Below are 23,870 nucleotides of genomic sequence, written 5' to 3' on the forward strand. Positions count from 1 at the left end.
AGATGCCTGCCCCTGAAGAGACCGACCCCGGCACCGACCGGACCCCACGCACGGACCGCACCGTGCTCGACGCCCGTGACATCTCCCGGGCCCTCACGCGCATCTCCCACGAGCTGCTCGAGCGCAACAAGGGCGCGACCGACCTGGTCCTGCTCGGCCTGCACACGCGCGGCGTACCCCTCGCGCGGCGCATCGCCGAGAAGATCGCGGCCGTCGAGGGCGCTCCCGTCGCGGTGGGCGAGCTCGACGTGACGATGTACCGCGACGACCTCCGCTCGCAGCCCACGCGGCGCGCGCACAAGACCGCGCTCCCTCCCACGGGGATCGACCGGAAGGTCGTGGTGCTCGTGGACGACGTGCTGTTCTCCGGCCGGACGATCCGGGCGGCCCTCGACGCGCTCGCCGACCTCGGCCGACCCTCGGCCGTGCGGCTGGCCGTGCTGGTCGACCGCGGTCACCGCGAGCTCCCGATCCGCGCCGACCACGTCGGCAAGAACCTGCCGAGCGCCCTGGCCGAGCGGGTCAGCGTTCGGCTCAGCGAGGTCGACGGCATCGACGAGGTGACGATCTCGTGAAGCACCTGCTCTCCATCGACGACCTCTCCACCGACGAGGTCCAGCAGCTCTTCGAGACCGCGGCCGACATGCACGACGTGCAGCGCCGCGACGTCAAGAAGCTGCCGGCGCTGCGCGGTCGCACGGTCGTCAACATGTTCTTCGAGGACTCCACCCGCACCCGGTCGTCCTTCGAGATCGCCGGCAAGTGGCTCTCCGCCGACGTGATCAACATCAGCGGCAAGGGCTCGAGCACGTCCAAGGGCGAGAGCCTGCGCGACACCGTGCTGACCGTCTGCGCGATGGGCGTCGACGGCCTCGTGATCCGCCACCCCGCCAGCGGCGCCGCGCACCAGGTCAGCCAGTGGGTCGACGCGGCCGTGGTCAACGCCGGCGACGGCACCCACGAGCACCCGACCCAGGCGCTGCTCGACGCCTACACGCTGCAGCGCCACCTCGGCTCCCTCGATGGCCGCCACGTCGCGATCATCGGCGACCTCACCCACAGCCGGGTGTTCCGCTCCAACGTGCAGTGCCTGACCAAGCTCGGCGCCCGGGTGACCGTCGTCGCCCCGCCGACGCTGATGCCGAGCGGCATCGCCACCTGGTCGGCCGCGGCGGGCTTCGAGACGTCGTACGACCTGGACGAGGTGCTGCGCGGCGCCGGCGTGCACGGACGGCCTGACGCGGTGATGATGCTGCGCGTCCAGCGCGAGCGCATGTCGGGCGCGTTCTTCCCGAGCGCGCGGGAGTACACCGTCGGCTACGGCCTGACCCGTGATCGGCTCGCGCTGCTCGATCCCGAGGTGCCGATCTGCCACCCCGGCCCGATGAACCGCGGCCTGGAGATCGCCGCCGACGCCGCCGACGCGGCGCAGTCGGTGGTGCTGGAGCAGGTGTCGAGCGGACTGGCGGTCCGGATGGCCGTGCTCTACCACCTGCTCGCCGGAGACCTCCAAGGACAGCAAGGAGACGTGGCCTGATGGCGCTCGTGATCACCGGAGCCTCGCTGCTCGGCGAGGACACCACGGACCTCTACGTCGACGACGCGGGCATGCTCGTGGACGCCGCGCCACCGGGAGCGGAGACGCTCGACGCCGACGGGCTGGTCGCGCTGCCGGGGCTCGTCGACCTGCACACGCACCTGCGCGAGCCCGGTCGCGAGGACGCGGAGACGATCCTCACCGGGTCGCGTGCCGCGGCCCTCGGCGGGTACACCGCCGTGCTGGCGATGGCGAACACCGCGCCGGTCACCGACACCGCCGAGGCCGCGACCCGGGTCTGGGAGCTCGGTCGGGAGGCGGGGCTGGTGCACGTCCAGCCGGTGGGCGCGGTGACGCGCGGCCTCGCCGGCGAGGAGCTCGCCGAGCTGGGCCTGATGCACCGCTCGCGTGCCGGGGTCACGGTGTTCTCCGACGACGGCAAGTGCGTCCACGACGCCCGCGTGATGCGCCGGGCCCTGGAGTACGTCAAGGCCTTCGGCGGCGTGGTCTCGCAGCACGCGCAGGACCCGACGCTCGCCGGCTCGTCGGCCTGCTGCCACGAGGGTGAGCTGTCCGGACGCCTGGGCCTGCCCGGCTGGCCGGGCATCGCCGAGGAGGTCATCGTCGCGCGTGACGTCATGCTCGCCCGGCACACCGGGTCGCGGGTGCACGTCGCCCACGTCTCGACGGCCGGCTCGGTCGAGGTGGTCCGCTGGGCCAAGGCCCAGGCCAAGCGAGACGGGCACTGGGACGTGACCGCCGAGGTGACTCCGCACCACCTGCTGCTGACCACGGACCTGCTGGCCGGCTACGACCCGACCTTCAAGGTCAACCCACCGCTCCGGCCGCAGGAGGACGTCGACGCGGTCCGAGCGGCGCTGGCCGACGGGACGATCGACGCGGTCGCCACCGACCACGCACCGCACGCCCGCCACGACAAGGAGCACGCCTTCGTCGACGCGGCCTTCGGGATGCTCGGGCTGGAGACAGCCCTGGCCGTCGTCCGCACGGTGATGGAGGACCTCACCTGGGCCGACATCGCCCGGGTCATGTCGGTCAACCCCGCGCGGATCGCCGGCCTGCACGGTCAGGGCCGTCCGCTGGCCCCGGGCTCGCCGGCGCACGTCGTCCTGGTCGACCCCGACGCCCGCGTCACCGTCGACCGCGACTCCTCGGCCTCGCTGTCGCGCAACAACCCCTGGCACGGCTGCGAGCTGACCTCGAAGGTGGTGCACACCGTCCACGCCGGGCGCGTGACCGTGCGCGACGGCGTCCTCGCCTGACGGGGCACCAGCCGGTCAGCGCCTGCGCGGGCGGAGGTCCAGCACGTTGTCCTGCCCGCGGTCGCGCACCGTCGTACGCCCGCGGGCGACGGTGACGCTGTTGCGGTCACCGGTGACGACGACCCGGTCGGCGCGGGTCAGTCCGAGCTGGTTGTCGGACCCCGTCACCCGGGTGCGGTACGCCTTGCGCGCGGTCACGCTGTCCGAGCCGCGCAGGCGCAGCACGTTGACGGTGTCGGCCGTGAGCGAGGACGTCGTGCTGGCGAGGACGGCACGCTCGACGAGGCCGGCGACCGCCACCGTCGTGCCGGCGCCGGAGACCGAGAGGTCCTGGATCGCCGGTGTCGTGATGCTGGTGCCGGCCCCGACGACGGACACCGCACCCAGCGGCTTCGCGGTGACGGTGTTGCCGGTGCCCTCCACCACCAGCTGCGTGGCGGCGGGCATGGTGACCGTCGCGTCGTCGGCGGTCACCCGCACGGTGCCGCAGGTGCCCTGCAGGTCGTAGGAGACGCCGTCCCACGGCAGCAGCGTCTCGCTGGAGAGCTCGCACTGCACCGGGACGGTGATCCCGGCGGCCTGGGCCGGCACGGCGGCGACGCCCGCGCCGACGGTGAGTGAGACGAGCGAGCAGGTCAGGGCGCGGCGGCTGGAGATCACATACCGACAGTACGCACCGACGGCCGTGCTCGCCGTGGGCCGCGTCACATCACCCGACCACGCCCGTCCGGGGGTCGCGGTCGGTGAGGCAGTAGACCTGGCCACCGGGCGCGGTGAGGACGGTCCAGAAGGCGTTCACGGACTGCACGCGCGCGCCGAGCCGCACGTGGTCCGCGGTGTCGGACTCGCGGTCCGCGGAGGCGAGGTCGGGGTGCGCCCGCACCGGCCCGTCGGGCTCGTCGAGGCGCTGCACGAGGATCCGCGGTTGGCCCTCCCGGACCAGGCGAACGAACTGCGGGAGGGACCCGACCTCCGGCTCGCGCCCGGTGAGCGCGGCCCAGAAGGCGACCTCCGCGTCCCAGTGGGCTGCGGGGACGTCGAGGCAGACCTGGTCGAGCATCGTCGCGCCGGGGCGGTCGAGCACCGGCTCGCCGTCGACGAGGGTGTGGCAGAAGACGAAGCCGCCGGGGGAGCGCATCACCTCGACGCCTTCGTAGGTCCAGGCGTGCGTGCCGCCGAGGTCGTAGGAGCGTGACACGGCTGCGGGCCGGTCCGTCGAGTCGAGGTCGAGGTGGAGGCCGGCCGGCCCGTCGACTGCCTGCATCTTGAGGTACGCCGACCCTGCCGCCGGCAGCAGCGTGAGGAACTGGCCGTCCTCGCCGCGGCGCTCGGAGGGCTGCCACCCAGTGACTGCGGACCAGAAGGCGACAGCCTCCTCGAACGCCGACGCAGGGGTGTCGAGGAAGACCTGGATCCAGGCGGGGCCGACGGACATGGGTCGATCCTGACACCTCGTAGGGTCGGGGCATGAGTGACTTCCCGCCGGTCGTCCCGCAGCTCCAGCACACCGTGCTCGACGCCGTCGACGTGCGGACCGAGGCGGAGTTCTGGCGCGACCTGCTCGGCCTGGCCTACCGCCCCGGCGACGAGGCGCCGCAGGACGGTGCCGACGACTCCGACTGGCTGGTCCTCACCCACCCCGACGGCCGCCGCTGCCTGGCCATCCAGGAGGTCGATGCGCTCGCTCCGAACCGGTGGCCCGAGCCGGGCCACCCGTCGGTCTCGCACCTCGACACGACGGTGCCCTCGACCAGCGCGCTCGACGCGGCCCACCAGCGCGTGCTGGAGCTCGGCGGGGAGCTGCGCCTCGACCGCACCGACGACCCCGACGAGCCGCTGCGCGCCTACGCCAGCCCCGCGGGCCACATCTTCTGCGTGTTCGTCGCCTGACCCGCGCCATGATGGTGCGGTGACCACCCCCGCGCCCTACGACGCCCCCGCCGGCCGCTGGTCCGGCACCGCCGAGTTCCGGTTGATGCCGACCGACGACTTCACCGGCGGCGGCTCCACGCTCGAGGTCGCCCCCGCGGCGCTCGGCCGGACGGTGCGGCTCGACTACACGTGGACCCACCCCGAGGACGGCGAGCAGGCGGGCACCCTGCTGCTCGGTGTGCCGGGCGACGACGGCGCGGTGACCGCGGGATGGGTCGACAGCTGGCACCAGAAGGATCCCGCGCTCCTCTCCGGCGCTGGCGGCGCGTCCTCGGCGAGCGTCGGCTACGAGTACGCCCCGGGCTGGCGCTGGGAGGTCGAGGTGCGGGTGTCCGGCGCGTCGGTCGACCTGACGATGCGCAACGTCGTGCCCGAGCGCGACGACACCCGCTCAGTGACGTACGACGTCATGCGCGCGTCCTGGTCCTGACCGGCCTCAGGCCAGGCCGAGGGCGCGTGCCTCCTCCCGGAGGTCGTCGCGCACGCTCGGGTGGGCGGCGTGCTCGATGAGGTTGCGCGCCTGCTCGCGCTCGTCGCGTCCCCACATCCAGGCCACGCCCTGCTCGGTCACCACGGCGCCGTGCTGGAAGGACGTGACCGGCTCGTCGACCATCGGCACGATCGTGGACACGTCGGCGCGCGGGTGCCAGCTGCGCAGCGCCATGAACGCCCGCCCGCCCGGTGAGTGGCTCGCCCCGACGGTGAAGTCGGTCTGGCCGCCGAAGCCGCTGTAGATCCGGGCCCCGATGCGCGAGGCGTTGGCCTGGTCGAAGAGGTCGACCTGCAGGGCGGTGTTGATCGAGGTCATCGCCGGCTGCCGGGCGATCTCGGCGGGGGAGTTGGTCGTCTCGGTGCGCAGCATCTGCACCCGCGGGTTGTCGTGGACCCACTCGTAGAGCTCCGCGCTGCCGAACACGAACGACGTGCGCAGCGGCGTGTCGAGGTCCAGCGCGCCCGCCCGGTCGAGGGTCAGCACGCCGTCGCTGAACATCTCGGTCCAGATCCGCAGACCGCGTCGTTCGAGGACGCCGGAGATGGTCGCGTCGGGGACCTCCCCGATGCCGGCCTGCAGGGTCGCACCGTCGCCGATCTCGGCGGCGACCCGCGAGCCGATGAGGCGTGCGTCGTCACTGGGAGGACGGGCGGTGTGGGTGGTCATCGCGACGTCCACCTCGACCCCCAGGTCGATCGCGTCGACCGGCACGACGGCGTCACCGAAGGTCCACGGCATCCGCGGGTTGAGCTGGGCCACCACCAGGGCACCACGCTCGCGGGCCGCGTCGATGGCGGCGGGCAGCACGTTGACCTCGAGTCCCAGCGAGACGAAGCCGTCGCGCGGCGTCGTCGTGTGCACCACGACGACGTCCGGCGCGAGCGGGCCCTGGAAGAGCCGCGGCACCATCGACAGCCGGCACGGCACGTAGGAGAGCCGCGGGTGCCTGCGGAAGCCGGGACCCACGAACGTCGTCTCCGGGACCACGCCGTCGTGCAGCGGGAGGGAGGACTGGGCGTTGAGCGCGTGCAGACGGACCGCCTCGAGCTCGGCGAGGAGCGGCTCGAGCAGCGTGACCGGCGAGGCGAAGTTGCCACTGGTCGCGACCCGCGGCACACCGGCCACGGACCCGCAGTGGGCTCGTACGGCCTCGACGGCCCGGGCGATGTCGACCACGCGCATGGCGACAGCGTGCCAGTTCGCCCGCCCGCTGTGGGGTCAGGCGCGCTTCTTCACCCGCACCACGTTGTTGGCGCCCCTGACCGTGACCTTCGTGGTCCCCATCCTCACCACGGCGGTGTTGTTGCTCCCGATGATCGTGAGGACCGGCAGCTTCCTCACCTTGACGAGGTTGTTGGCCCCCCGGACCGTGACCTTCGGTGCCGTGGTGGCGATGAGCGTCGCGTTGCTGCCCCTGACGGTGACCGCGCCGAGCGTGGTCGCCTTCACGACCTGGTTGCCGTCCTCCACCCGCAGCGCCGCGATCTCCCCGGCCCGGACGGAGTTGTTGCCGTCGACGAGCGACGTGCGGCCGATGGCGCCGGAGAAGGTCGCCTCGTTGTTGCCACCGCTGACGCTGACGTCCCCGGCGGACGGTGCGACGAGCACGTTGTTTCCGCCGGCGAAGGTCACCGTGCCCACCGGGCCGGACGCGGCGATCTCGAGGTTGGCGCCGGTGACGGTGAGCGACGACGTCGCGGGGAGTGCGACCGAGATGTTCGAGGCGTCGATCCTGACGTCGGTGCACACGCCGGTGAGCGTCACGTCGTCGAGGGTGGCGCCGATCGTCACGGGGCCACCGGCACAGTCCTGCACGACCGTGCCCGCGTGGGCGGGGGCAGAGACCGCGACCAGGGCGGCGGAGGCGAGGGCGGTGGTCGCCGCGGCGGCAGCGCGGAAGAGGACGGACGTCGTGGGCTTCATGCTCGCGATGCTCCCCACGCGCGGCGGGGCCGAAACGAACCCCGGGCAAAATCGGTGGGAACGGTGCGGCTCGCCTCCTAGGCTGTACCCATCATGTGGATCCAGGACTGACCCGACTCGCGTCCGCGGCCGCGCCCTCGTGCGCCCCGATGCCCGGCGAGTCCTCTCCTGACCTCGAAGGACGTGCGCATGCCTGCACCCTCCCCATTCTCCCGTTCCTCCGGCGCCGCGCTCGCGCCCGTCGTCGTGTTCGGGCTCTCCGTCGGCTTTCCCGGCCGGAGCGTGCTGACCGACGTCGACCTGCTCGCCCAGCCGGGACGGCGGATCGGGCTCGTCGGCGAGAACGGCACCGGCAAGTCGACGTTGCTGCGAGCGGTCGCCGGCCGGCTCCCGAGCCGGGCGCAGGTGTCGGGCAGCATCACCGTGCCCGACGACCTCGTGCTCCTGGGCCAGGAGCCGCCGTTCCGTGACTGGGCCACGGTGGCGGACGTGCTCGCCATGACCCTCGCCCCGCTGCGCGAGGCCGTGGCCGACGTCGAGCGGCTGGCCGCGGCGGTCGGCACGCCCGACGGCGACGCGGCCTACGGTCGAGCCCTCGAGCTGGCGCTGGCGCACGACGCGTGGGACGCCGATCGGCGGGCCGCCGTCGCCGCGGCACGGCTCGGCCTGGACGACCTCGACCCGGACCGTGCCGTGGGCACCCTGTCGGGCGGGCAGCGCACGCGCCTCGCGCTCGCGACGATCATGACCACACGTCCGACGTGCCTGCTGCTCGATGAGCCCACCAATCACCTCGACGACGACGCGATCGAGGTGCTCACCGGGTTCCTCACCGACCTGCCGGGAGTGGTGGTGCTGGCCAGCCACGACCGCGTGCTGCTCGACGACGTCTGCACGGACCTCGTGGACCTCGACGCCGGTGCCCTCGGCACCGACGGCCGTGGGGGCCGGCGGTTCGGCGGCGGGTGGACGGCGTACGAGGCGGCGCGGGCCGACGCGCGGAGGCGCTGGGAGCAGGCCTACGCCGAGCAGCAGGAGGAGATCGCCCGCCTGCGCGACGCGACGCGGATCGGCACCAGCGCCATCGCGCACAACCGCGGGCCCACCGACGGCGACAAGTTCATCTACTCCTTCAAGGGCGGCCGCGTCGACCAGACGCTGGCCCGTCGGAAGAAGGACGCGCAGCGCCGGCTCGAGGTCGCCGAGCGGGACCAGGTGGGCAAGCCGCCTGCGCCGCTGCGCTTCCGCGGCGACCTCACGGCGCGCGCCACCGGCCGCCTCGTCCAGGTCCGCGACCTCGAGGTGGCCGGCCGCCTCCGGGCGGCGCGGCTGGACCTGGCGGCGGGGGAGCACCTGCTGCTCACCGGCCCCAACGGCTCGGGGAAGTCCACGCTGCTGGGCGTGCTGTCGGGACGGCTGACCCCGTCGAGCGGCACGGCCCTGGTGACCGCCCGGACGGTCCGCGAGCTGACCCAGGACCCGCAGCCCAGCGATCCGGCGCGCTCCGCGCTGGCGACGTACGACGCCGCGGTCGGCGCGGTCGCGGACGCACCCGCCCTGCGCGAGCTCGGGCTGCTCCACCCGCGCGACCACCGCACGGCCGTGGGCAACCTCTCGGTGGGCCAGCGGCGGCGGCTCGGGCTCGCCGTCGCCATCGCCGCGGCCCCCGACCTCCTGCTGCTCGACGAGCCGACCAACCACGTGTCCCTTGCGCTCGCCGGCGAGCTCGAGGAGGCGCTCTCCACCTCACCGGGCGGGATCGTGCTGGCCTCCCACGACCGGTGGCTGCGCCGCCGCTGGGACGGGCCGGAGGTGGCGCTGGCGTCGTGGTGAGCGGGCGCTCCGTGTCGTGGACGCGATGCCGGACCGCGGGTCCCGCGCTGGTAGTGTCGGCGTCGGCTCGAACATCCTTTAACGATCCGTCCCGTGAGGCGGAGAAGGAGGTACGGCGTGGCATCGCCTGCCCGGAATCTGCCCATCCCAGCGCTCCTCGTCCTTGAGGACGGGCGCTCCTTCCGCGGTGATTCCTTCGGAGCCGAGGGCGAGACCTTCGGCGAAGCGGTCTTCTCCACCGGCATGTCCGGCTACCAGGAGACGCTGACCGATCCCAGCTATCACCGCCAGGTCGTCGTGATGACGGCCCCGCACGTCGGCAACACCGGGATGAACGACGAGGACGCCGAGTCCTCGCGCATCTGGGTCGCCGGCTACGTCGTGCGCGACCCCGCCCGGGTCCCCAGCAACTGGCGCAGCACGCGCAGCCTCGGTGACGACCTGCGCGACCAGGGCGTCGTCGGGATCAGCGGCGTCGACACCCGCGCACTCACCCGCCACCTGCGCGAGCGCGGCGCCATGCGCGTCGGGATCTCCACCACCGAGACCGATCCGCAGCGTCTGCTCGAGCGCGTCCGGGGCTCGGCCGAGATGGCCGGCTCCAACCTCAGCGAGGCGGTCAGCACGCCCGAGGCCTACGTCGTGCCCGCCGTCGGCGAGAAGCGGTTCACGGTCGCCGCGGTCGACCTCGGCATCAAGGCCAACACCCCGCGGATGATGAGCGAGCGCGGCATCGAGGTGCACGTGCTGCCCGCGACCGCGACCCTCGAGGAGGTGCAGGCGGTCGCACCCGACGGCCTGTTCTTCTCCAACGGCCCCGGCGACCCCGCCGCGACCACCGGCCAGGTCGAGCTGCTGCAGGGCGCACTGCGCGCCGGCATCCCCTACTTCGGGATCTGCTTCGGCAACCAGCTCTTCGGCCGCGCGCTCGGTTTCGGCACCTACAAGCTCAAGTACGGCCACCGCGGCATCAACCAGCCGGTGATGGACCGCACGACCGGCAAGGTCGAGGTCACCGCGCACAACCACGGCTTCGCCGTCGACGCCCCGCTCGAGGGCACCACGACGACCGAGTTCGGCGAGGTGGCTGTCAGCCACGTCTGCCTCAACGACGACGTGGTCGAGGGCCTCGAGCTGCGCGACCCAGAAGAGCGAGGCGGGCGGCTGCTGTCGTTCTCCGTGCAGTACCACCCCGAGGCTGCCGCCGGCCCGCACGACGCGGCGTACCTCTTCGACCGGTTCGTCGACCTGATGAGTGGTTTCGAGGCTCGCTCCGCTCGCACCTCGACCACCGAGAAGGCGGAGGCCTGACATGCCCAAGCGCACCGACATCACCAGCGTCCTGGTCATCGGCTCGGGGCCGATCATCATCGGCCAGGCCTGCGAGTTCGACTACTCCGGCACCCAGGCCTGCCGGGTGCTGCGCCAGGAGGGCCTGCGGGTCATCCTGGTCAACTCGAACCCGGCCACGATCATGACCGACCCGGAGTTCGCCGACGCCACCTACGTCGAGCCGATCACGCCCGAGTTCGTCGAGAAGGTCATCGCCAAGGAGCGCCCCGACGCGCTGCTCGCCACGCTGGGCGGCCAGACCGCGCTCAACTGCGCGATGGCGCTCGACAAGGCCGGGATCCTCGAGAAGCACGGCGTCGAGCTGATCGGCGCCTCGATCGAGGCGATCGAGCGCGGCGAGAACCGCCAGCAGTTCAAGAAGATCGTCGAGCAGCTCGGCGGCGAGTCGGCCAGGAGCGTCATCTGCCACTCGGTCGAGGACCTGCTCGCCGGCGCCGAGGAGCTCGGCTACCCGATGGTCGTCCGCCCGTCGTTCACGATGGGCGGCACCGGCTCCGGCATGGCCTACGACGAGGCTGACCTGCGCCGCATCGGCGGGGCCGGGCTGGCCGCCAGCCCGACCACGGAGGTGCTCCTCGAGGAGTCGATCCTGGGCTGGAAGGAGTACGAGCTCGAGGTCATGCGTGACAGCGCCGACAACACGGTCATCGTGTGCTCGATCGAGAACCTCGACCCCATGGGGGTGCACACGGGCGACTCGATCACCGTCGCCCCCGCGATGACGCTCACCGACCGCGAGTACCAGAAGATGCGCGACCTCGCGATCGGCATCATCCGGGCGGTCGGCGTCGACACCGGTGGCTGCAACATCCAGTACGCCGTGAACCCGGCCGACGGTCGCCTGATCGTCATCGAGATGAACCCGCGCGTCTCGCGGTCCTCTGCCCTGGCCTCCAAGGCCACCGGCTTCCCGATCGCCAAGATCGCCGCCAAGGTCGCCATCGGCTACACCCTCGACGAGATCCGCAACGACATCACCCAGGAGACCCCGGCCTCCTTCGAGCCGGCGCTCGACTACGTCGTGGTCAAGGTGCCGCGCTTCGCCTTCGAGAAGTTCCCCGAGGCCGACCCCACGCTGACGACCCACATGAAGTCGGTCGGTGAGGCGATGGCGATCGGGCGCAACTTCACCGAGGCGCTGCAGAAGGCGCTCCGCTCGTTGGAGAGCAAGCACGCGCCCTTCGACTGGCACAAGCACTTCGACGACGAGCTCGCCTCCGCAGAGTCCAAGGCCGCCCTCCTCGAGGAGATCAAGGTCCCGCACGACGGTCGCCTGAAGAAGGTGATGGACGCGATCCGCGCCGGCGCGACGCCGCAGGAGGTCTTCGACGCCACCGCGATCGACCCGTGGTTCGTCGACCAGCTCGCGCTGATCAACGAGGTCGCCGTGCACCTCATCGAGGCCCCCGAGCTCACGCCCGACCTGCTCCGGCTCGCCAAGCGTCACGGCTTCTCCGACGAGCAGATCGGCCGGATCCGCGGCCTGAGCGCCGACGTGATCCGCGGCGTGCGCCACGCCCTGGGCATCCGGCCGGTCTTCAAGACCGTGGACACCTGCGCCGCCGAGTTCGCTGCCCGCACGCCCTACCACTACTCGTCCTACGACGAGGAGACCGAGGTGCAGCCGCGCGCGGAGGGCAAGGAGGCCGTGATCATCCTGGGCTCCGGGCCCAACCGCATCGGCCAGGGCATCGAGTTCGACTACTCCTGCGTGCACGCCTCGCTCGCGCTGGCCGAGGCCGGCTACGAGACGATCATGGTCAACTGCAACCCGGAGACGGTGAGCACCGACTACGACACGTCCGACCGGCTCTACTTCGAGCCGCTCACCCTCGAGGACGTCCTCGAGATCGTGCACGCCGAGCAGCAGGCCGGCCCCGTCGCCGGTGTGGTGTGCCAGCTCGGCGGACAGACGCCGCTCGGCCTGGCGCAGGGCCTCGCCGACGCCGGCGTCCCCATCGTCGGCACCACGCCCGAGGCGATCCACCTCGCCGAGGATCGCGGCGCCTTCGGTCGCGTCCTCGCCGACGCGGGCCTCCCGGCGCCCAAGCACGGCACCGCGACGTCGTACCCGCAGGCGCAGCGGATCGCCCACGAGATCGGCTACCCGGTCCTGGTGCGTCCGTCCTACGTCCTGGGCGGACGGGGCATGGAGATCGTCTACGACGACGCCGCCCTCGAGCACTACCTCGAGCGCTACGTCGCCAACGGCCTGATCAACGAGCGCCAGCCGGTGCTCGTCGACCGCTTCCTCGACGACGCGGTCGAGATCGACGTGGACGCCATCTTCGACGGCCAGGAGCTCTTCCTCGGCGGCGTGATGGAGCACATCGAGGAGGCCGGCATCCACTCCGGCGACTCGTCCTGCGCGTTGCCGCCGATCACCCTCGGGCGCGAGGAGATCGACCGGATCCGCCGCTCGACCGAGGCGATCGCCCGCGGGCTCGACGTGCGCGGGCTGCTCAACATCCAGTTCGCGCTCGCCTCCGACGTGCTCTACGTCCTCGAGGCCAACCCCCGCGCCTCGCGCACCGTCCCGTTCGTGTCCAAGGCCACCGCGACGCCGCTGGCCAAGGCCGCAGCACGGGTGATGCTGGGGGAGTCGGTCGCGGAGCTCCGTGCGGCGGGCGTCCTGCCGGCGGAGGGCGACGGCGGCCACCTGCCCGACGGCTCGCCGATCGCGGTCAAGGAGGCGGTCATGCCCTTCGACCGCTTCAAGACCGCCGACGGCCGCACCGTCGACGCGCTGCTGGGGCCCGAGATGCGCTCGACCGGCGAGGTGATGGGCTTCGACGCCTTCTTCGGGACCGCGTTCGCCAAGGCGCAGGCCGCGGCCTACGGCTCGCTCCCGCTGTCGGGCAAGGTCTTCGTGTCGGTCGCCAACCGCGACAAGCGGCACATGATCTTCCCGGTCAAGCAGATCGCGGACATGGGCTTCGAGATCCTTGCGACCGCCGGCACGGCCGAGGTGCTGCGCCGCAACGGCGTGGAGGCCACGGTCGTGCGCAAGCACTCCGAGGGCGAGGGGCCTGACGGCGAGCCGACGATCGTCGGCCGGATCTGGGCCCGCGAGGTCGACCTGGTGATCAACACCCCGCACGGAGCCACCAGCGGCGGCTCGCCCCGCGCGGACGGCTACGACATCCGCACCGCGGCCGTGTCGACCGACATCCCGTGCATCACGACCATCCAGGGCCTCGGCGCCGCCGTGCAGGGGCTCGAGGCCATGCGGCGCGGCGACATCGGGGTGCGCTCGCTCCAGGACTGGGCGGTCCACCTGCGCGGAGGCTCCACGGCCGCCGAGGCATCGGCCGAGTGACCGTGCGCCCCTACGACGTCCTGTTCGAGCAGGCGCTGACCCGGGTCGACCCCGAGCGGATCCACCACGCCGCGTTCCGGGCGATCCGGGCCGCCGCGCCGGTGACCGGCCGTGCGGTCCGGGTGCCGTCGATGCCCGTCCAGGCGCTCGGGCTGACGTTCCCGCACCCCCTGGGCCTGGCCGCCGGGTTCGACAAGAACGCGGTGGGGATCGACGGGCTGGCCGCGCTGGGCTTCGGGCACGTCGAGGTCGGGACGGTGACCGGGGAGGCGCAGCCCGGCAACCCGCAGCCGCGCCTGTTCCGGCTCACCGACGACCGCGCGATCGTCAACCGGATGGGCTTCAACAACGACGGCTCCGAGGTCGTGGCGCGGCGATTGAAGACGTGGAGACGAGGCCACGCCACATCCGACGATCTTCGACGCAATGGCCCGACCTCGTTCCTCGGTCGGCCCGTTCCGATCCTCGGTGTCAACATCGGCAAGACCAAGGTCGTCCCGGAGGAGGAGGCGGCCCGCGACTACGAGAAGTCCGCTGGACTGCTGGCCCCCTATGCCGACTACCTCGTGGTCAACGTCTCCTCGCCCAACACCCCGGGACTGCGCGACCTGCAGGCCGTGGAGAAGCTCGAGCCGATCCTCGCCGCCGTGCGCCGTCGCGCCGACGAGGTGCGCCCCGACGACCAGGTGCCGCTGCTGGTCAAGATCGCGCCCGACCTCAGCGACGAGGACGTGCTCGCGGTCGCCGACCTGGCGCTGTCGGTCGGCCTCGACGGCATCATCGCCACCAACACCACGATCAGCCGCGACGGGCTGGCCAGCCCTGCCGCCACGGTGGAGCGGATCGGCGCGGGAGGGCTGAGCGGGAAGCCGCTGACCCAGCGGTCGGAGGACGTCGTACAACTGCTGAGGGGACGCGTCGGCGCGGACCTCACGCTCATCGGTGTCGGCGGCATCACCTCCGTCGACGACGCACGGCGCCGGCTCGCCGCCGGTGCCGACCTGCTGCAGGGCTACACCGCATTCGTCTACGAGGGTCCGCTGTGGCCGCGTCGCATCGTGCGGGGGCTCGCAGAGGCATGACCCAGGTCGGTGGCCCTGTGCCAGGTGCCGCCCACCTCCCCGTGCACGTCGAGGGGGAGGTGGTGGCGAGCAAGAGGATCGGTGGCTACCGGCACCTGACCCTGACCGCGCCCGGCGTGCCCGAGGCCTTCCGGGCCGGCAACTTCGTCGCCGTGAGCGTCGAGGGCCACGTCGCCCGGCGTGCCCTGTGGGTGCACCGGGTCCGCGCGTCGAGCGCGTACGGGCCCACCCTCGACGTCGTCGTCGAGCCCCGCGGCGCGGGCACCGCCTGGCTGGCAGCCCAGCCGGTGGGCGCGCGGGTCGCGATCACCGGCCCGCTGGGCCGCCCCTTCGCGCTGCCCAAGGAGGCGGTCTCCTGCCTGCTGGTGGGGGAGGGCTACGCGGCCGCACCCCTCTTCCCGCTGGCCGAGCGGCTGCGCGAACGGGGCTGCGCCGTCTCGCTCGTGGTCTCCGCACCCGACGAGTCGCGCCTCCTGTCCGCCCTCGAGGCCCGCCGCGCGGTCCGCTCCGTCACCGTGCTGACCGCGGACGGGTCGGTCGGCCAGCGCGGGACCGTGGCCGAGCACGTCGACGACCTGGTCCGCCGCACCGACGCCGATGTCGTCTATGCCGCCGGCCCGACCGGGGTCCTGCGCGCGGCTGCGGCGGCCGCCGAGCGTGGCGGCGCCTGGAGCCAGGTCGCCGTCGAGACGGCCGTCCCCTGTGGCACGGGCCTGTGCCACGGCTGCCCCCTCCCGGTCGTGGGCGAGGACGGCGTCGACCGGGTGGTCCGCGCCTGCACCGAGGGCCCTGTCGTCCGCGGCGACCGCGTGCGCTGGGATGCGTTGACCACCCCACGGAATCCTGCGCCTCCCCCGCTTCGCTCCTCCGCCGCACGATTCCGCGGGGACCCTGGGGCGGCTCGATGATCGCCGGACTGGGTGGCCCCGTCATGGTGGCCGCGGGGTGCGGTGGCACCGGCCGCGAGCTGGCGCCGTACGCCGGTCCGGACGGGCTCGAGGGCCTCGACTTCGTCACTCGCTCGATCACGCTCGACCCGCGTCCCGGCGGCGCCGGTCCGCGCCTGGTCGAGGTGCCCGGCGGGCTCGTCAACGCCGTCGGGCTGCCCAACCCGGGGCTCGAGCACTTCCTCGCCACCGAGCTCCCGTGGCTGGTCCGCGCGGGCGCCCGGGTGACGGTCTCGGTCGCCGGCAGCACGATGGGGGAGTACGCCGACCTGGCCCGGCGGCTGAGCCGCGCGCCCGGCGTCACCGCGCTCGAGGTCAACGTCGGGGCGCCCGACGAGGTCGGGGCCGGTCTGTTCGAGGTGCGCGAGCCCTACCACGCAGCCAGCGTCATCGCGGCCGTGCGACGCGAGTTCCCGGCCGACCGCCCGGTGCTGGCCAAGCTCCGCCCTGACGTCTCCCGCATCGTCGAGGGGGCCCGGGCCTGCCAGGAGGCCGGCGCGACCGCGGTCGTGGTCGGCAACGCCGTGCCAGCCGCGTTCCCCGACGGTCGTTCCGGTGGGCTGAGCGGGCCCGCCGTCGCGCCGATCGCGCTGCGCTGCGTCGCCGAGGTCGCCCGAGCCCTCCCCGACGTGCCCGTGGTCGGCTGCGGCGGCGTGCACGACGTCGCCAGCGCCCGGGCGTACCTCTCCGCCGGTGCCGCCGCCGTCCAGGTCGGCACCGCCCTGCTCCACGACCCGACGACGGTGGCCCGGCTCCGGGCCGCGCTCACCGCACACCCACAGGAGGACAGATGACCCCCTTCGGCACCCGGCTCGCCCAGGCGATCGACGCACGCGGCCGGTTCTGCGTCGGCATCGACCCGCACGCGGCGCTGCTGCACGACTGGGGCCTGTCCGACGACGTCGCCTCCCTGGAGCGCTTCGCCCTCACCGTCGTCGAGGCGGTGGCTCCGGTCGTCAGCGTGGTCAAGCCGCAGAGCGCGTTCTACGAGCGGTTCGGCAGCCGCGGGATCGCCGTGCTCGAGCGGGTGATCGCGGAGTCCCGCGAGGCAGGTGCGCTCGTGCTGCTCGACGTCAAGCGCGGTGACATCGGGTCCACCAGCCAGGCCTACGCCGACGCCTACCTCGACCCGTCCTCGCCGCTGGGCTCGGACGCGGTGACCGCCAGCCCCTACCTCGGCTTCGGCTCGCTCGACCCGATGGTCGAGGCGTGCCACCAGCACGGCGGGGGCCTCTTCGTGCTCGCCCTGACCTCCAACAAGGAGGGCCCCGAGGTGCAGCACGCCCGCACCGGCGAGACGACCGTGGCCGGCACCGTGCTCGACCACCTCCGCGCGCTCAACGCCGACGCCTCGCCGCTCGGCTCCTTCGGGGCCGTCGTCGGCGCCACGATCGGCGAGACCGACGAGGACCTCGACATCAACGGCCCGTTCCTCGTGCCCGGCTACGGCGCCCAGGGAGGTACGACGGCCGACCTGGCGCGGATCTTCGGCACGGCCGCCCGGTGGGCGCTGCCCAGCTCCTCGCGCGAGGTGCTGCAGGCCGGTCCGGACGTCACGGCCCTGCGCGACGCGGCCCTGCGCGGCAACGAGGCCGTGCAAGGCTTGGGAGCGTGAGGCTGCCCGTCCTGCTGACCGCCGTCGTGCCGCTGGTGCTGTGCGTCGCGCTGGCCGGGTGCTCGTCCGACCCCACCGACGACTACTGCGAGGCCGTGGAGGACCACCAGGCCGCGCTGACCGACGTCGCCGCCTCGGACGACACCGGTGCCCTCTTCGACGTCCTCGACACCTACGACGAGCTGCGGGCGAAGGCGCCGCGTGACATCGCCGACGACTGGGCCTCGGTGATCGAGCCGTTGCGCGAGCTCGAGGACGCGCTCGACCACGCCGGCGTCGACCCGTCGACGTACTCCTCGGAGAAGCCGCCCGCCGACGTCTCCCAGGAGGATCGCGACGCGATCGAGGCCGCCGCCCGCAAGGTCGGGTCGGAGCGGACGGTGACCGCGATGGGCGCTGTCGAGCAGCACGCCCTCGACGTGTGCGGCACGCCGTTGTCGCGGTAGGTCGAGGGCATCCCATGGCGTAGGTCACCTCCCGCGACGGATGGCGCAGCCTCGATTGCCTGCCTCGTCGCGACGTGACTAGATTGAGCCACCACCAGCCGGACCGTGACACACCCGAGACCCTGAGAAGGATCCCTTCGTGGCCTTGCCCCCTCTGACGCCCGAGCAGCGCCAGGCAGCCCTCGACAAGGCTGCGGCCTCCCGACGCGAGCGGGCAGAGGTGAAGAACCGGCTCAAGAACTCCGGCGGCTCCATCGTCGACGTGCTGCACGAGGGCCAGACCAACGAGGTCATCGGCAAGATGCGCGTCGTCGAGCTGCTCCAGTCGGTGCCCGGCCTGGGCCGGGTGCGCGCCCGCCAGGTGATGCAGCGCCTGGGCATCGCCGAGAGCCGTCGCGTGCGTGGCCTCGGCGTCAAGCAGGTCGCAGCGCTCGAGCGCGAGTTCGGCCCCGACGCCTCGTGAGCGGCTCTGGAGGGACCCACCCCCACCGCCGCTCCCGCCTGATCGTGCTCGCCGGCCCCACCGCGGTCGGCAAGGGCACGGTGGCTGCCGCGGTGCGCGAGACGCACCCCGAGGTGTGGATCTCCGTCTCGGCCACCACCCGTGCTCCCCGACCGGGCGAGGAGAACGGCGTCCACTACTGGTTCGTCTCCGACGAGGAGTTCGACGCGATGGTCGAGCGGGGTGACCTGCTCGAGTGGGCGGTGGTCCACAAGGCCGCGCGCTACGGCACTCCTCGCGGCCCGGTCGAGCTCGCCCTCGCCTCCGGCCACCCGGCGATGCTCGAGATCGACCTCCAGGGCGCGCGTCAGGTCCGCCAGACGATGCCCGAGGCGTTGTTCGTCTTCCTCAAGCCCCCGTCGTGGGAGGAGCTGGTCCGCCGCCTCGTCGGCCGCGGCACCGAGGGCGAGGCCGAGCGCGAGCGTCGTCTGGCCACCGCCCGCGAGGAGCTGGCCGCCGAGTCGGAGTTCGACGTGACCATCGTCAACCACGAAGTTCACGCTGCGGCTGACGAGTTGGTAACCTTGATGACGGTCCAGGGCGAAGACTCGTCGCTCGACTGAGTCCGCCGGTTCCCGGCGTGCGCAGGACCCACCCGACCACCCCATCAAACGAAGCGAGGCACGCGACCGTGGCTTCTCCCACCATCGCCGCCGAGGGCGTCACCAACCCCTCCATCGACGACCTGCTCAGCAAGACCGACAGCAAGTACAAGCTGGTGCTCTACAGCGCCCAGCGTGCGCGCCAGATCAACGCCTACTACTCCCAGCTCGGTGAGGGCCTCCTCGAGTACGTCGGCCCGCTGGTCGACACCCACGTGCAGGAGAAGCCCCTCTCGATCGCGCTCCGCGAGATCAACGACGACCTCCTGACCTGCGAGGACATCGACCCCGCCGCCGAGGCCGCTGCCGCCGAGGCCGCTGCCGGCGACGCCACGGAGTGACGCGAGCCTTCCATGGTTGACAGGCGCCGCCCTGAGGAGGTTGCGCAGCAACCGTCTCGAAGGGTCGTCCTCGGGGTCTCCGGCGGGATCGCTGCCTACAAGGCCTGCGAGCTGCTGCGCCGGTTCTCCGAGTCGGGGCACGACGTCACGGTCGTGCCCACCGCCGCGGCGCTGCAGTTCATCGGCGCGCCGACCTGGGCGGCGCTGTCCGGCAAGCCGGTCTCCTCCGAGGTGTGGACCGACGTGCACGAGGTGCCGCACGTCCACATCGGCAAGAGCGCCGACGTGGTCGTGGTGGCCCCGGCCACCGCCGACGTGCTGGCCAAGGCCGCCCACGGCCTCGCCGACGACCTGCTCACCAACACGCTCCTCACCGCGCGCTGCCCGGTGGTGTTCGCGCCCGCGATGCACACCGAGATGTGGGAGCACCCGGCCACCCAGGCCAACGTCGCGACGCTGCGCCAGCGCGGCGCGATCGTGATCGAGCCCGCCGAGGGCAGGCTGACCGGCGCCGACACCGGCAAGGGCCGGCTGCCCGACCCGGCCGAGATCTTCGAGCTCGTCGTCGGCGTCCTCGACCGCGGTGCGGCGGGACACGACCTCGCCGGCCGCAAGGTGGTCGTCTCCGCCGGCGGCACCCGCGAGTACCTCGACCCGGTCCGGTTCCTCGGCAACCGGTCCTCGGGCCAGCAGGGCTACGCCCTCGCCCGCGCCGCCGCCGCGCGCGGCGCCGACGTCACGCTCGTCAGCGCCAACGTCTCGCTGCCCGACCCGGCCGGCGTGAGCGTCGTACGCGTCGAGACGACCGCGCAGCTGCGTGAGGCCGTCGTGGCAGCGATCGCGACCGCCGACGCCGTGGTGATGGCAGCGGCGCCCGCCGACTTCCGGCCCACCGCGGTGAGCGAGGCCAAGATCAAGAAGGCCGACGACGGCACCGCGCCGGCGATCGAGCTGGAGCAGAACCCCGACATCCTCGCCGAGATCTCGCACGACCGGGCCCGCGAGGGTGCCGTGGTCGTGGGGTTCGCGGCGGAGACCGGCGACGCGACCGGGTCGGTGCTCGACCTGGGGCGCGCCAAGCTGGCCCGGAAGGGCTGCGACCTGCTCGTCGTCAACGACGTCAGCGGGGGAGCGGTCTTCGGCAGCAGCGACAACGAGGCGGTGATCCTCGGGGCGGACGGCGGCTCGGTCGAGGTGCCCCACGGGAGCAAGGCAGCGCTGTCCCACGTCATCTGGGACGAGGTCGTCCGACGATTCGTCGGCTGAGACATGCGTCCCGGATGCTGGTCAGCAGGTACGTTTTGACCGAACCGTTCCACTGAAGAAGCGAGTGACGACGTGGCTGGACGCCTCTTTACCTCTGAGTCCGTGACCGAGGGTCACCCGGACAAGATCGCCGACCGCATCAGCGACTCGGTCCTCGACCACCTCATGGCGGCGGACCCCGACAAGGCCAACCTGCGCGTGGCCGTCGAGACGCTGCTGACCACCGGCCTCGTCGTGGTGGCCGGTGAGGTCCGCACCGGTGCCTACGCCCCGGTCGCCGACATCGTCCGCAAGGCGATCCTCGACATCGGCTACGACTCCTCGGAGAAGGGCTTCGACGGCCACTCGTGCGGCGTCCAGGTCGCGATCGGCGCCCAGTCCTCCGACATCGCCGCCGGTGTGGACGCCGGTCACGAGTCCCGGGTCGGTGACTCCGACGACGAGCTCGACAAGCGCGGTGCCGGCGACCAGGGCCTGATGTTCGGCTACGCCTGCGACGACACCCCCGAGCTGATGCCGCTGCCGATCACCATCGCCCAGCGCCTCGCCCAGCGCCTGACCGAGGTCCGCAAGGACGGCACGCTCGCCTACCTCCGTCCGGACGGCAAGACCCAGGTCACCATCGAGTACGACGAGGACGACCGCCCCGTCCGCGTCGACACGGTCGTGCTGTCGACCCAGCACGACGCCGACGTCGAGCACGCCCGGCTCGAGGCCGACATCAAGCAGCACGTCATCGACCCCGTGCTGAGCTCCTTCACCATCCCCTCCGACGGCTACCGGATGCTGGTCAACCCGACCGGCACGTTCGTCATCGGCGGCCCGATGGGCGACGCCGGCCTCACCGGCCGCAAGATCATCGTCGACACCTACGGCGGCATGGCCCGCCACGGCGGCGGTGCGTTCTCCGGCAAGGACCCGTCCAAGGTCGACCGCTCCGCGGCCTACGCGATGCGCTGGGTCGCCAAGAACGTCGTCGCGGCCGGCCTGGCCCGCCGCTGCGAGGCCCAGGTCGCCTATGCCATCGGCAAGGCCGCCCCCGTCGGCGTCTTCATCGAGACCTTCGGCACCGGTGTCGTGCCCGACGAGAGGATCCAGGAGGCCGTGCTCGAGGTCTTCGACCTGCGTCCGGCCGCCATCATCCGCGACCTCGACCTGCTGCGGCCGATCTACGCCCAGACGTCCGCCTACGGCCACTTCGGTCGCGAGCTGCCGGACTTCACCTGGGAGGCCACCGACCGCGCCGACAAGCTCAAGGCCGCCGCGGGCATCTGAGCCCGGGCGGCGTACGCCCTGCCGGTCTTGTCAGGCTCTCACTGAAACGGCAAGGCGCGCCCGTCGAGCAGGGCGGTCGGTGCCCGCTGACACAATCGCCGCCATGAGCGAGCACGAGGCCCCGGAAGCAGACATGCTCCCGGGGCTTCGTGCTGCCGTGGACGATGCGCGGGCCAAGGCCGCGGCGACCCGGCGGCGCAAGGCTGCCGCGTGGGAGCCGGCCGACACCGACCCCGTTGCGCGGGTGCTGGTCGACATCGCGCTCGCGCACCTCGACCGGCCGTTCGACTACGCCGTGCCGCGGGCGATGGCCGACACCGCGGTGCCGGGTGCACGGGTCAAGGTGCGCTTCGCCGGCCAGGACGTCGACGGCTTCATCGTCGAGCGCGGCGCCGAGACCGACCACACGGGCCGCCTGCAGCCGCTGCGGCGGGTGGTGAGCGCCGAACCGGTCCTGGCCCCGGAGGTCGTCCGGCTCAGCGAGACCCTCGCCCGGCGCTATGCCGGCGCCCGGTCGGACGTCCTCCGCCTCGCCGTCCCGCCGCGGCACGCGGCCGCCGAGAAGGAGGAGTCGCCGCCGGCGCCTTCCTTCGCCGGTGCGGCTCCGTCGGCGTGGGCGCACGTCGCCCACGCCGACGCCTTCCTGCGCCGGCTCGCGCAGGGCGACTCGCCCCGCGCCGTGTGGTCGGCCGCCCCCGCCGACGACTGGCCGACGATGGTCGCCGAGTCCGTGGCCGCGACCTACGCCGCGGGCCGCGGCGCGCTGGTGTGCGTCCCCGACCGCCGCGACGTGGCTCGGGTCGATGCGGCGCTGACCGCGGTGCTGGGGGAGGGCCACCACGTGTGCCTGACCGCCGACGGCGGCCCGGCCCGCCGCTACCGCGACTTCCTGGCCGTCTCCCGGGGCGCACGGCGGGTGGTCGTCGGCACCCGGTCGGCAGCCTTCGCTCCCGTCCACGACCTCGGTCTGGTCGCGTTGTGGGACGACGGCGACGACCTGCACGCGGAGCCGCGCGCGCCGTACCCCCACACCCGAGAGGTGCTCGTCGCGCGGGCCGAGCAGCAGGCCACCGCGGCGTTGTTCGGCGGATTCGCCCGCACGCCCGAGGCCCAGCAGCTCTTGGTGACCGGCTGGGCCCACGAGCTCGCGGTCCCGCGCGAGGTCCTGCGCCGACGCGTCCGCGTGGAGGCGGTGGCGGCCGAGGACCGATCGGTGGGCACCCGCGTGCCGCGCGCGGCCTACGACGCGATCCGCCGCGGCCTGGAGACCGGGCCCGTCCTGGTCCAGACCCCGCGTGCCGGCTATGCCGCCTCGCTCGCGTGCGACACGTGCCGGGCGCCGGCGCGCTGCACCGTGTGCACCGGCCCCCTCCTGGTCGGCGGCCCGGCCGAGCCGCCCCACTGCCGCTGGTGCGGCCACGTCGAGCGCGCCTGGGCGTGCCCGACCTGCGGTGGACGTGGGCTCCGCGCACCGGTGCGGGGTGAGGCCCGCACGGCCGAGGAGCTGGGCCGGATGTTCCCCGGCACCACGGTGCGCAGCTCGAGCGGGGAGCGGGTCGTCGACCGGGTGACCGCCCGCGCGGACATCGTCGTCGCGACCGTGGGCGCCGAGCCGGTCGCCGAGGGCGGCTACGCCGCGGTCGTCGTCCTCGACACGTGGCTGAGCCTGGCCCGCGACGACCTGCGGGCGGCCGAGGAGGCGTTGCGACGCTGGCTCAACGCCGCTGCCCTGGTGCGGGTGGGCGGCCACGTCGTGGCAGTGGGCGACCCCGCCCACCCCGCGTTGCAGGCGCTCGTGCGGTGGGACCCGGCCGGCTTCGCGGTCCGGGAGGCCGACGAGCGGGCCCAGGCCCACCTGCCGCCGGCTGCGCGGCTGGCGACGGTGACCGGCGATCTGGGTGCCATCGACGACGTGCTCCACCTGCTCGACCTCCCGGAGGGCGCCGAGGTGCTCGGCCCGGTCCCCGTCGACGACGAGCAGCGCGTGCTGTTCCGGGTGCCGTGGGCGCAGGGTGGTGCGCTGTCCCAGGCCCTCGGCGACCTCCAGCGCCTGCGGTCCGCCCGCAAGCTCGACCCGGTCCGGATCCAGGTCGATCCCCTCAGCATCTAGCCGGGGGTGCG

23 protein-coding genes are annotated in these 23,870 nt (G+C 73.1%); 19 read left to right on the plus strand and 4 right to left on the minus strand.

What is annotated here, in order from left to right; genetic code table 11:
• Positions 1 to 2: 2 nt before the first annotated feature.
• Genes pyrR through ASC64_RS11675 form a run of 3 tightly spaced genes read left to right on the plus strand, consistent with a single transcriptional unit; the run spans position 3 to position 2,820 of the window.
• Entirely contained in the window at positions 3 to 575 is a 573-nt protein-coding gene (gene pyrR, locus ASC64_RS11665; protein WP_056907687.1) for a bifunctional pyr operon transcriptional regulator/uracil phosphoribosyltransferase PyrR, read from the plus strand.
• A complete protein-coding gene (locus ASC64_RS11670) occupies positions 572 to 1,537 on the plus strand; it encodes an aspartate carbamoyltransferase catalytic subunit (RefSeq protein WP_056907688.1) in 966 nt (321 codons plus the stop codon). The genes pyrR and ASC64_RS11670 overlap by 4 nt, the downstream gene beginning before the upstream one ends.
• Positions 1,537 to 2,820, plus strand: coding sequence for a dihydroorotase (locus ASC64_RS11675; protein ID WP_056907689.1), 1,284 nt, complete (start codon positions 1,537 to 1,539; stop codon positions 2,818 to 2,820). The genes ASC64_RS11670 and ASC64_RS11675 overlap by 1 nt, the downstream gene beginning before the upstream one ends.
• A 15-nt stretch (positions 2,821 to 2,835) precedes the next feature.
• Here the strand turns inward: ASC64_RS11675 and ASC64_RS11680 are convergent, their stop codons facing one another.
• Together ASC64_RS11680 and ASC64_RS11685 are read right to left on the minus strand one after the other, a co-directional pair.
• Positions 2,836 to 3,480 carry a DUF3060 domain-containing protein gene (locus tag ASC64_RS11680; RefSeq protein WP_056907690.1) on the minus strand — a complete coding sequence of 215 codons (645 nt, stop codon included), beginning with the start codon at positions 3,478 to 3,480 and terminating at the stop codon, positions 2,836 to 2,838.
• Between the two features lie 49 nt (positions 3,481 to 3,529).
• Entirely contained in the window at positions 3,530 to 4,255 is a 726-nt protein-coding gene (locus ASC64_RS11685; RefSeq protein ID WP_056907691.1) for a VOC family protein, read from the minus strand.
• A gap of 32 nt (positions 4,256 to 4,287) precedes the next feature.
• Between ASC64_RS11685 and ASC64_RS11690 the strand changes: the two genes are divergently transcribed.
• A complete protein-coding gene (locus ASC64_RS11690) occupies positions 4,288 to 4,710 on the plus strand; it encodes a VOC family protein (RefSeq protein ID WP_056907692.1) in 423 nt (140 codons plus the stop codon).
• A 19-nt stretch (positions 4,711 to 4,729) separates the two neighbouring features.
• Positions 4,730 to 5,182 (plus strand): hypothetical protein, encoded by a 453-nt coding sequence (locus ASC64_RS11695; protein ID WP_056907693.1) that lies wholly within the window; start codon positions 4,730 to 4,732, stop codon positions 5,180 to 5,182.
• A gap of 6 nt (positions 5,183 to 5,188) precedes the next feature.
• Here ASC64_RS11695 and ASC64_RS11700 read toward each other — a convergent pair whose 3' ends face one another.
• Both ASC64_RS11700 and ASC64_RS11705 read right to left on the minus strand, forming a co-directional pair.
• On the minus strand, positions 5,189 to 6,427 hold the full coding sequence (locus ASC64_RS11700) for an acetyl-CoA hydrolase/transferase family protein (protein ID WP_082550398.1): 1,239 nt from the start codon (positions 6,425 to 6,427) through the stop codon (positions 5,189 to 5,191).
• 36 nt (positions 6,428 to 6,463) lie between these two features.
• The gene (locus ASC64_RS11705; RefSeq protein ID WP_056907694.1) at positions 6,464 to 7,168 is read right to left on the minus strand and encodes a DUF3060 domain-containing protein; all 705 of its coding nucleotides are present in this window, start codon (positions 7,166 to 7,168) and stop codon (positions 6,464 to 6,466) included.
• A gap of 189 nt (positions 7,169 to 7,357) precedes the next feature.
• On the opposite strand from ASC64_RS11705, the gene ASC64_RS11710 reads away from it, so the two are divergent.
• From ASC64_RS11710 to ASC64_RS11775, 14 genes are all read left to right on the plus strand, one after another.
• Positions 7,358 to 9,001, plus strand: a complete 1,644-nt coding sequence (locus tag ASC64_RS11710) for an ABC-F family ATP-binding cassette domain-containing protein (protein ID WP_082550399.1) — start codon at positions 7,358 to 7,360, stop codon at positions 8,999 to 9,001.
• Between the two features lie 117 nt (positions 9,002 to 9,118).
• Complete coding sequence (gene carA, locus ASC64_RS11715; protein WP_056907695.1) at positions 9,119 to 10,312, plus strand: glutamine-hydrolyzing carbamoyl-phosphate synthase small subunit; 1,194 nt, start codon at positions 9,119 to 9,121, stop codon at positions 10,310 to 10,312.
• Between the two features lies 1 nt (position 10,313).
• Positions 10,314 to 13,673: a carbamoyl-phosphate synthase large subunit gene (gene carB / locus ASC64_RS11720; protein WP_056907696.1), complete on the plus strand. Its 3,360-nt coding sequence runs from the start codon at positions 10,314 to 10,316 to the stop codon at positions 13,671 to 13,673.
• Positions 13,670 to 14,755: a quinone-dependent dihydroorotate dehydrogenase gene (locus tag ASC64_RS11725; RefSeq protein ID WP_082550400.1), complete on the plus strand. Its 1,086-nt coding sequence runs from the start codon at positions 13,670 to 13,672 to the stop codon at positions 14,753 to 14,755. Before carB ends, ASC64_RS11725 begins: the two co-directional genes overlap by 4 nt.
• 62 nt (positions 14,756 to 14,817) lie before the next feature.
• Positions 14,818 to 15,663: an iron-sulfur cluster-binding protein gene (locus tag ASC64_RS11730; RefSeq protein ID WP_200937685.1), complete on the plus strand. Its 846-nt coding sequence runs from the start codon at positions 14,818 to 14,820 to the stop codon at positions 15,661 to 15,663.
• Entirely contained in the window at positions 15,660 to 16,496 is an 837-nt protein-coding gene (locus tag ASC64_RS11735; RefSeq protein ID WP_056907697.1) for a tRNA-dihydrouridine synthase, read from the plus strand. Before ASC64_RS11730 ends, ASC64_RS11735 begins: the two co-directional genes overlap by 4 nt.
• The gene (pyrF, locus tag ASC64_RS11740; protein ID WP_056907698.1) at positions 16,493 to 17,317 is read left to right on the plus strand and encodes an orotidine-5'-phosphate decarboxylase; all 825 of its coding nucleotides are present in this window, start codon (positions 16,493 to 16,495) and stop codon (positions 17,315 to 17,317) included. Before ASC64_RS11735 ends, pyrF begins: the two co-directional genes overlap by 4 nt.
• A complete protein-coding gene (locus tag ASC64_RS11745; RefSeq protein ID WP_056907699.1) occupies positions 17,314 to 17,763 on the plus strand; it encodes a hypothetical protein in 450 nt (149 codons plus the stop codon). The genes pyrF and ASC64_RS11745 overlap by 4 nt, the downstream gene beginning before the upstream one ends.
• Positions 17,764 to 17,902: 139 nt before the next feature.
• Positions 17,903 to 18,226 (plus strand): integration host factor, actinobacterial type, encoded by a 324-nt coding sequence (gene mihF, locus ASC64_RS22060; RefSeq protein ID WP_056907700.1) that lies wholly within the window; start codon positions 17,903 to 17,905, stop codon positions 18,224 to 18,226.
• Entirely contained in the window at positions 18,223 to 18,828 is a 606-nt protein-coding gene (gmk, locus tag ASC64_RS11755; RefSeq protein WP_056907701.1) for a guanylate kinase, read from the plus strand. The genes mihF and gmk overlap by 4 nt, the downstream gene beginning before the upstream one ends.
• A gap of 68 nt (positions 18,829 to 18,896) precedes the next feature.
• Positions 18,897 to 19,208: a DNA-directed RNA polymerase subunit omega gene (rpoZ, locus tag ASC64_RS11760; RefSeq protein ID WP_056600245.1), complete on the plus strand. Its 312-nt coding sequence runs from the start codon at positions 18,897 to 18,899 to the stop codon at positions 19,206 to 19,208.
• Between the two features lie 12 nt (positions 19,209 to 19,220).
• Positions 19,221 to 20,474, plus strand: a complete 1,254-nt coding sequence (gene coaBC / locus ASC64_RS11765) for a bifunctional phosphopantothenoylcysteine decarboxylase/phosphopantothenate--cysteine ligase CoaBC (RefSeq protein ID WP_056907702.1) — start codon at positions 19,221 to 19,223, stop codon at positions 20,472 to 20,474.
• Positions 20,475 to 20,546: 72 nt separating this feature from the next.
• Complete coding sequence (gene metK, locus ASC64_RS11770; protein ID WP_056907703.1) at positions 20,547 to 21,749, plus strand: methionine adenosyltransferase; 1,203 nt, start codon at positions 20,547 to 20,549, stop codon at positions 21,747 to 21,749.
• Positions 21,750 to 21,852: 103 nt separating this feature from the next.
• Positions 21,853 to 23,859: a primosomal protein N' gene (locus ASC64_RS11775; protein ID WP_162245798.1), complete on the plus strand. Its 2,007-nt coding sequence runs from the start codon at positions 21,853 to 21,855 to the stop codon at positions 23,857 to 23,859.
• Positions 23,860 to 23,870 lie beyond the last annotated feature (11 nt).

The sequence above is a fragment of the Nocardioides sp. Root122 genome (assembly GCF_001425025.1).
GTDB lineage: Bacteria > Actinomycetota > Actinomycetes > Propionibacteriales > Nocardioidaceae > Nocardioides.

Excerpts from the sequence above, each read along its gene's own strand:
- pyrF (WP_056907698.1), top strand. The coding sequence starts at position 16,493 with ATGACCCCCTTCGGCACCCGGCTCGCCCAGGCGATCGACGCACGCGGC.
- ASC64_RS11690 (WP_056907692.1), top strand. The coding sequence starts at position 4,288 with ATGAGTGACTTCCCGCCGGTCGTCCCGCAGCTCCAGCACACCGTGCTC.
- ASC64_RS11685 (WP_056907691.1), bottom strand. The coding sequence starts at position 4,255 with ATGTCCGTCGGCCCCGCCTGGATCCAGGTCTTCCTCGACACCCCTGCG.
- coaBC (WP_056907702.1), top strand. The coding sequence starts at position 19,221 with ATGGTTGACAGGCGCCGCCCTGAGGAGGTTGCGCAGCAACCGTCTCGA.
- pyrR (WP_056907687.1), top strand. The coding sequence starts at position 3 with ATGCCTGCCCCTGAAGAGACCGACCCCGGCACCGACCGGACCCCACGC.
- carB (WP_056907696.1), top strand. The coding sequence starts at position 10,314 with ATGCCCAAGCGCACCGACATCACCAGCGTCCTGGTCATCGGCTCGGGG.
- ASC64_RS11775 (WP_162245798.1), top strand. The coding sequence starts at position 21,853 with ATGAGCGAGCACGAGGCCCCGGAAGCAGACATGCTCCCGGGGCTTCGT.
- ASC64_RS11705 (WP_056907694.1), bottom strand. The coding sequence starts at position 7,168 with ATGAAGCCCACGACGTCCGTCCTCTTCCGCGCTGCCGCCGCGGCGACC.
- ASC64_RS11675 (WP_056907689.1), top strand. The coding sequence starts at position 1,537 with ATGGCGCTCGTGATCACCGGAGCCTCGCTGCTCGGCGAGGACACCACG.
- ASC64_RS11700 (WP_082550398.1), bottom strand. The coding sequence starts at position 6,427 with ATGCGCGTGGTCGACATCGCCCGGGCCGTCGAGGCCGTACGAGCCCAC.
- ASC64_RS11735 (WP_056907697.1), top strand. The coding sequence starts at position 15,660 with ATGATCGCCGGACTGGGTGGCCCCGTCATGGTGGCCGCGGGGTGCGGT.
- ASC64_RS11710 (WP_082550399.1), top strand. The coding sequence starts at position 7,358 with ATGCCTGCACCCTCCCCATTCTCCCGTTCCTCCGGCGCCGCGCTCGCG.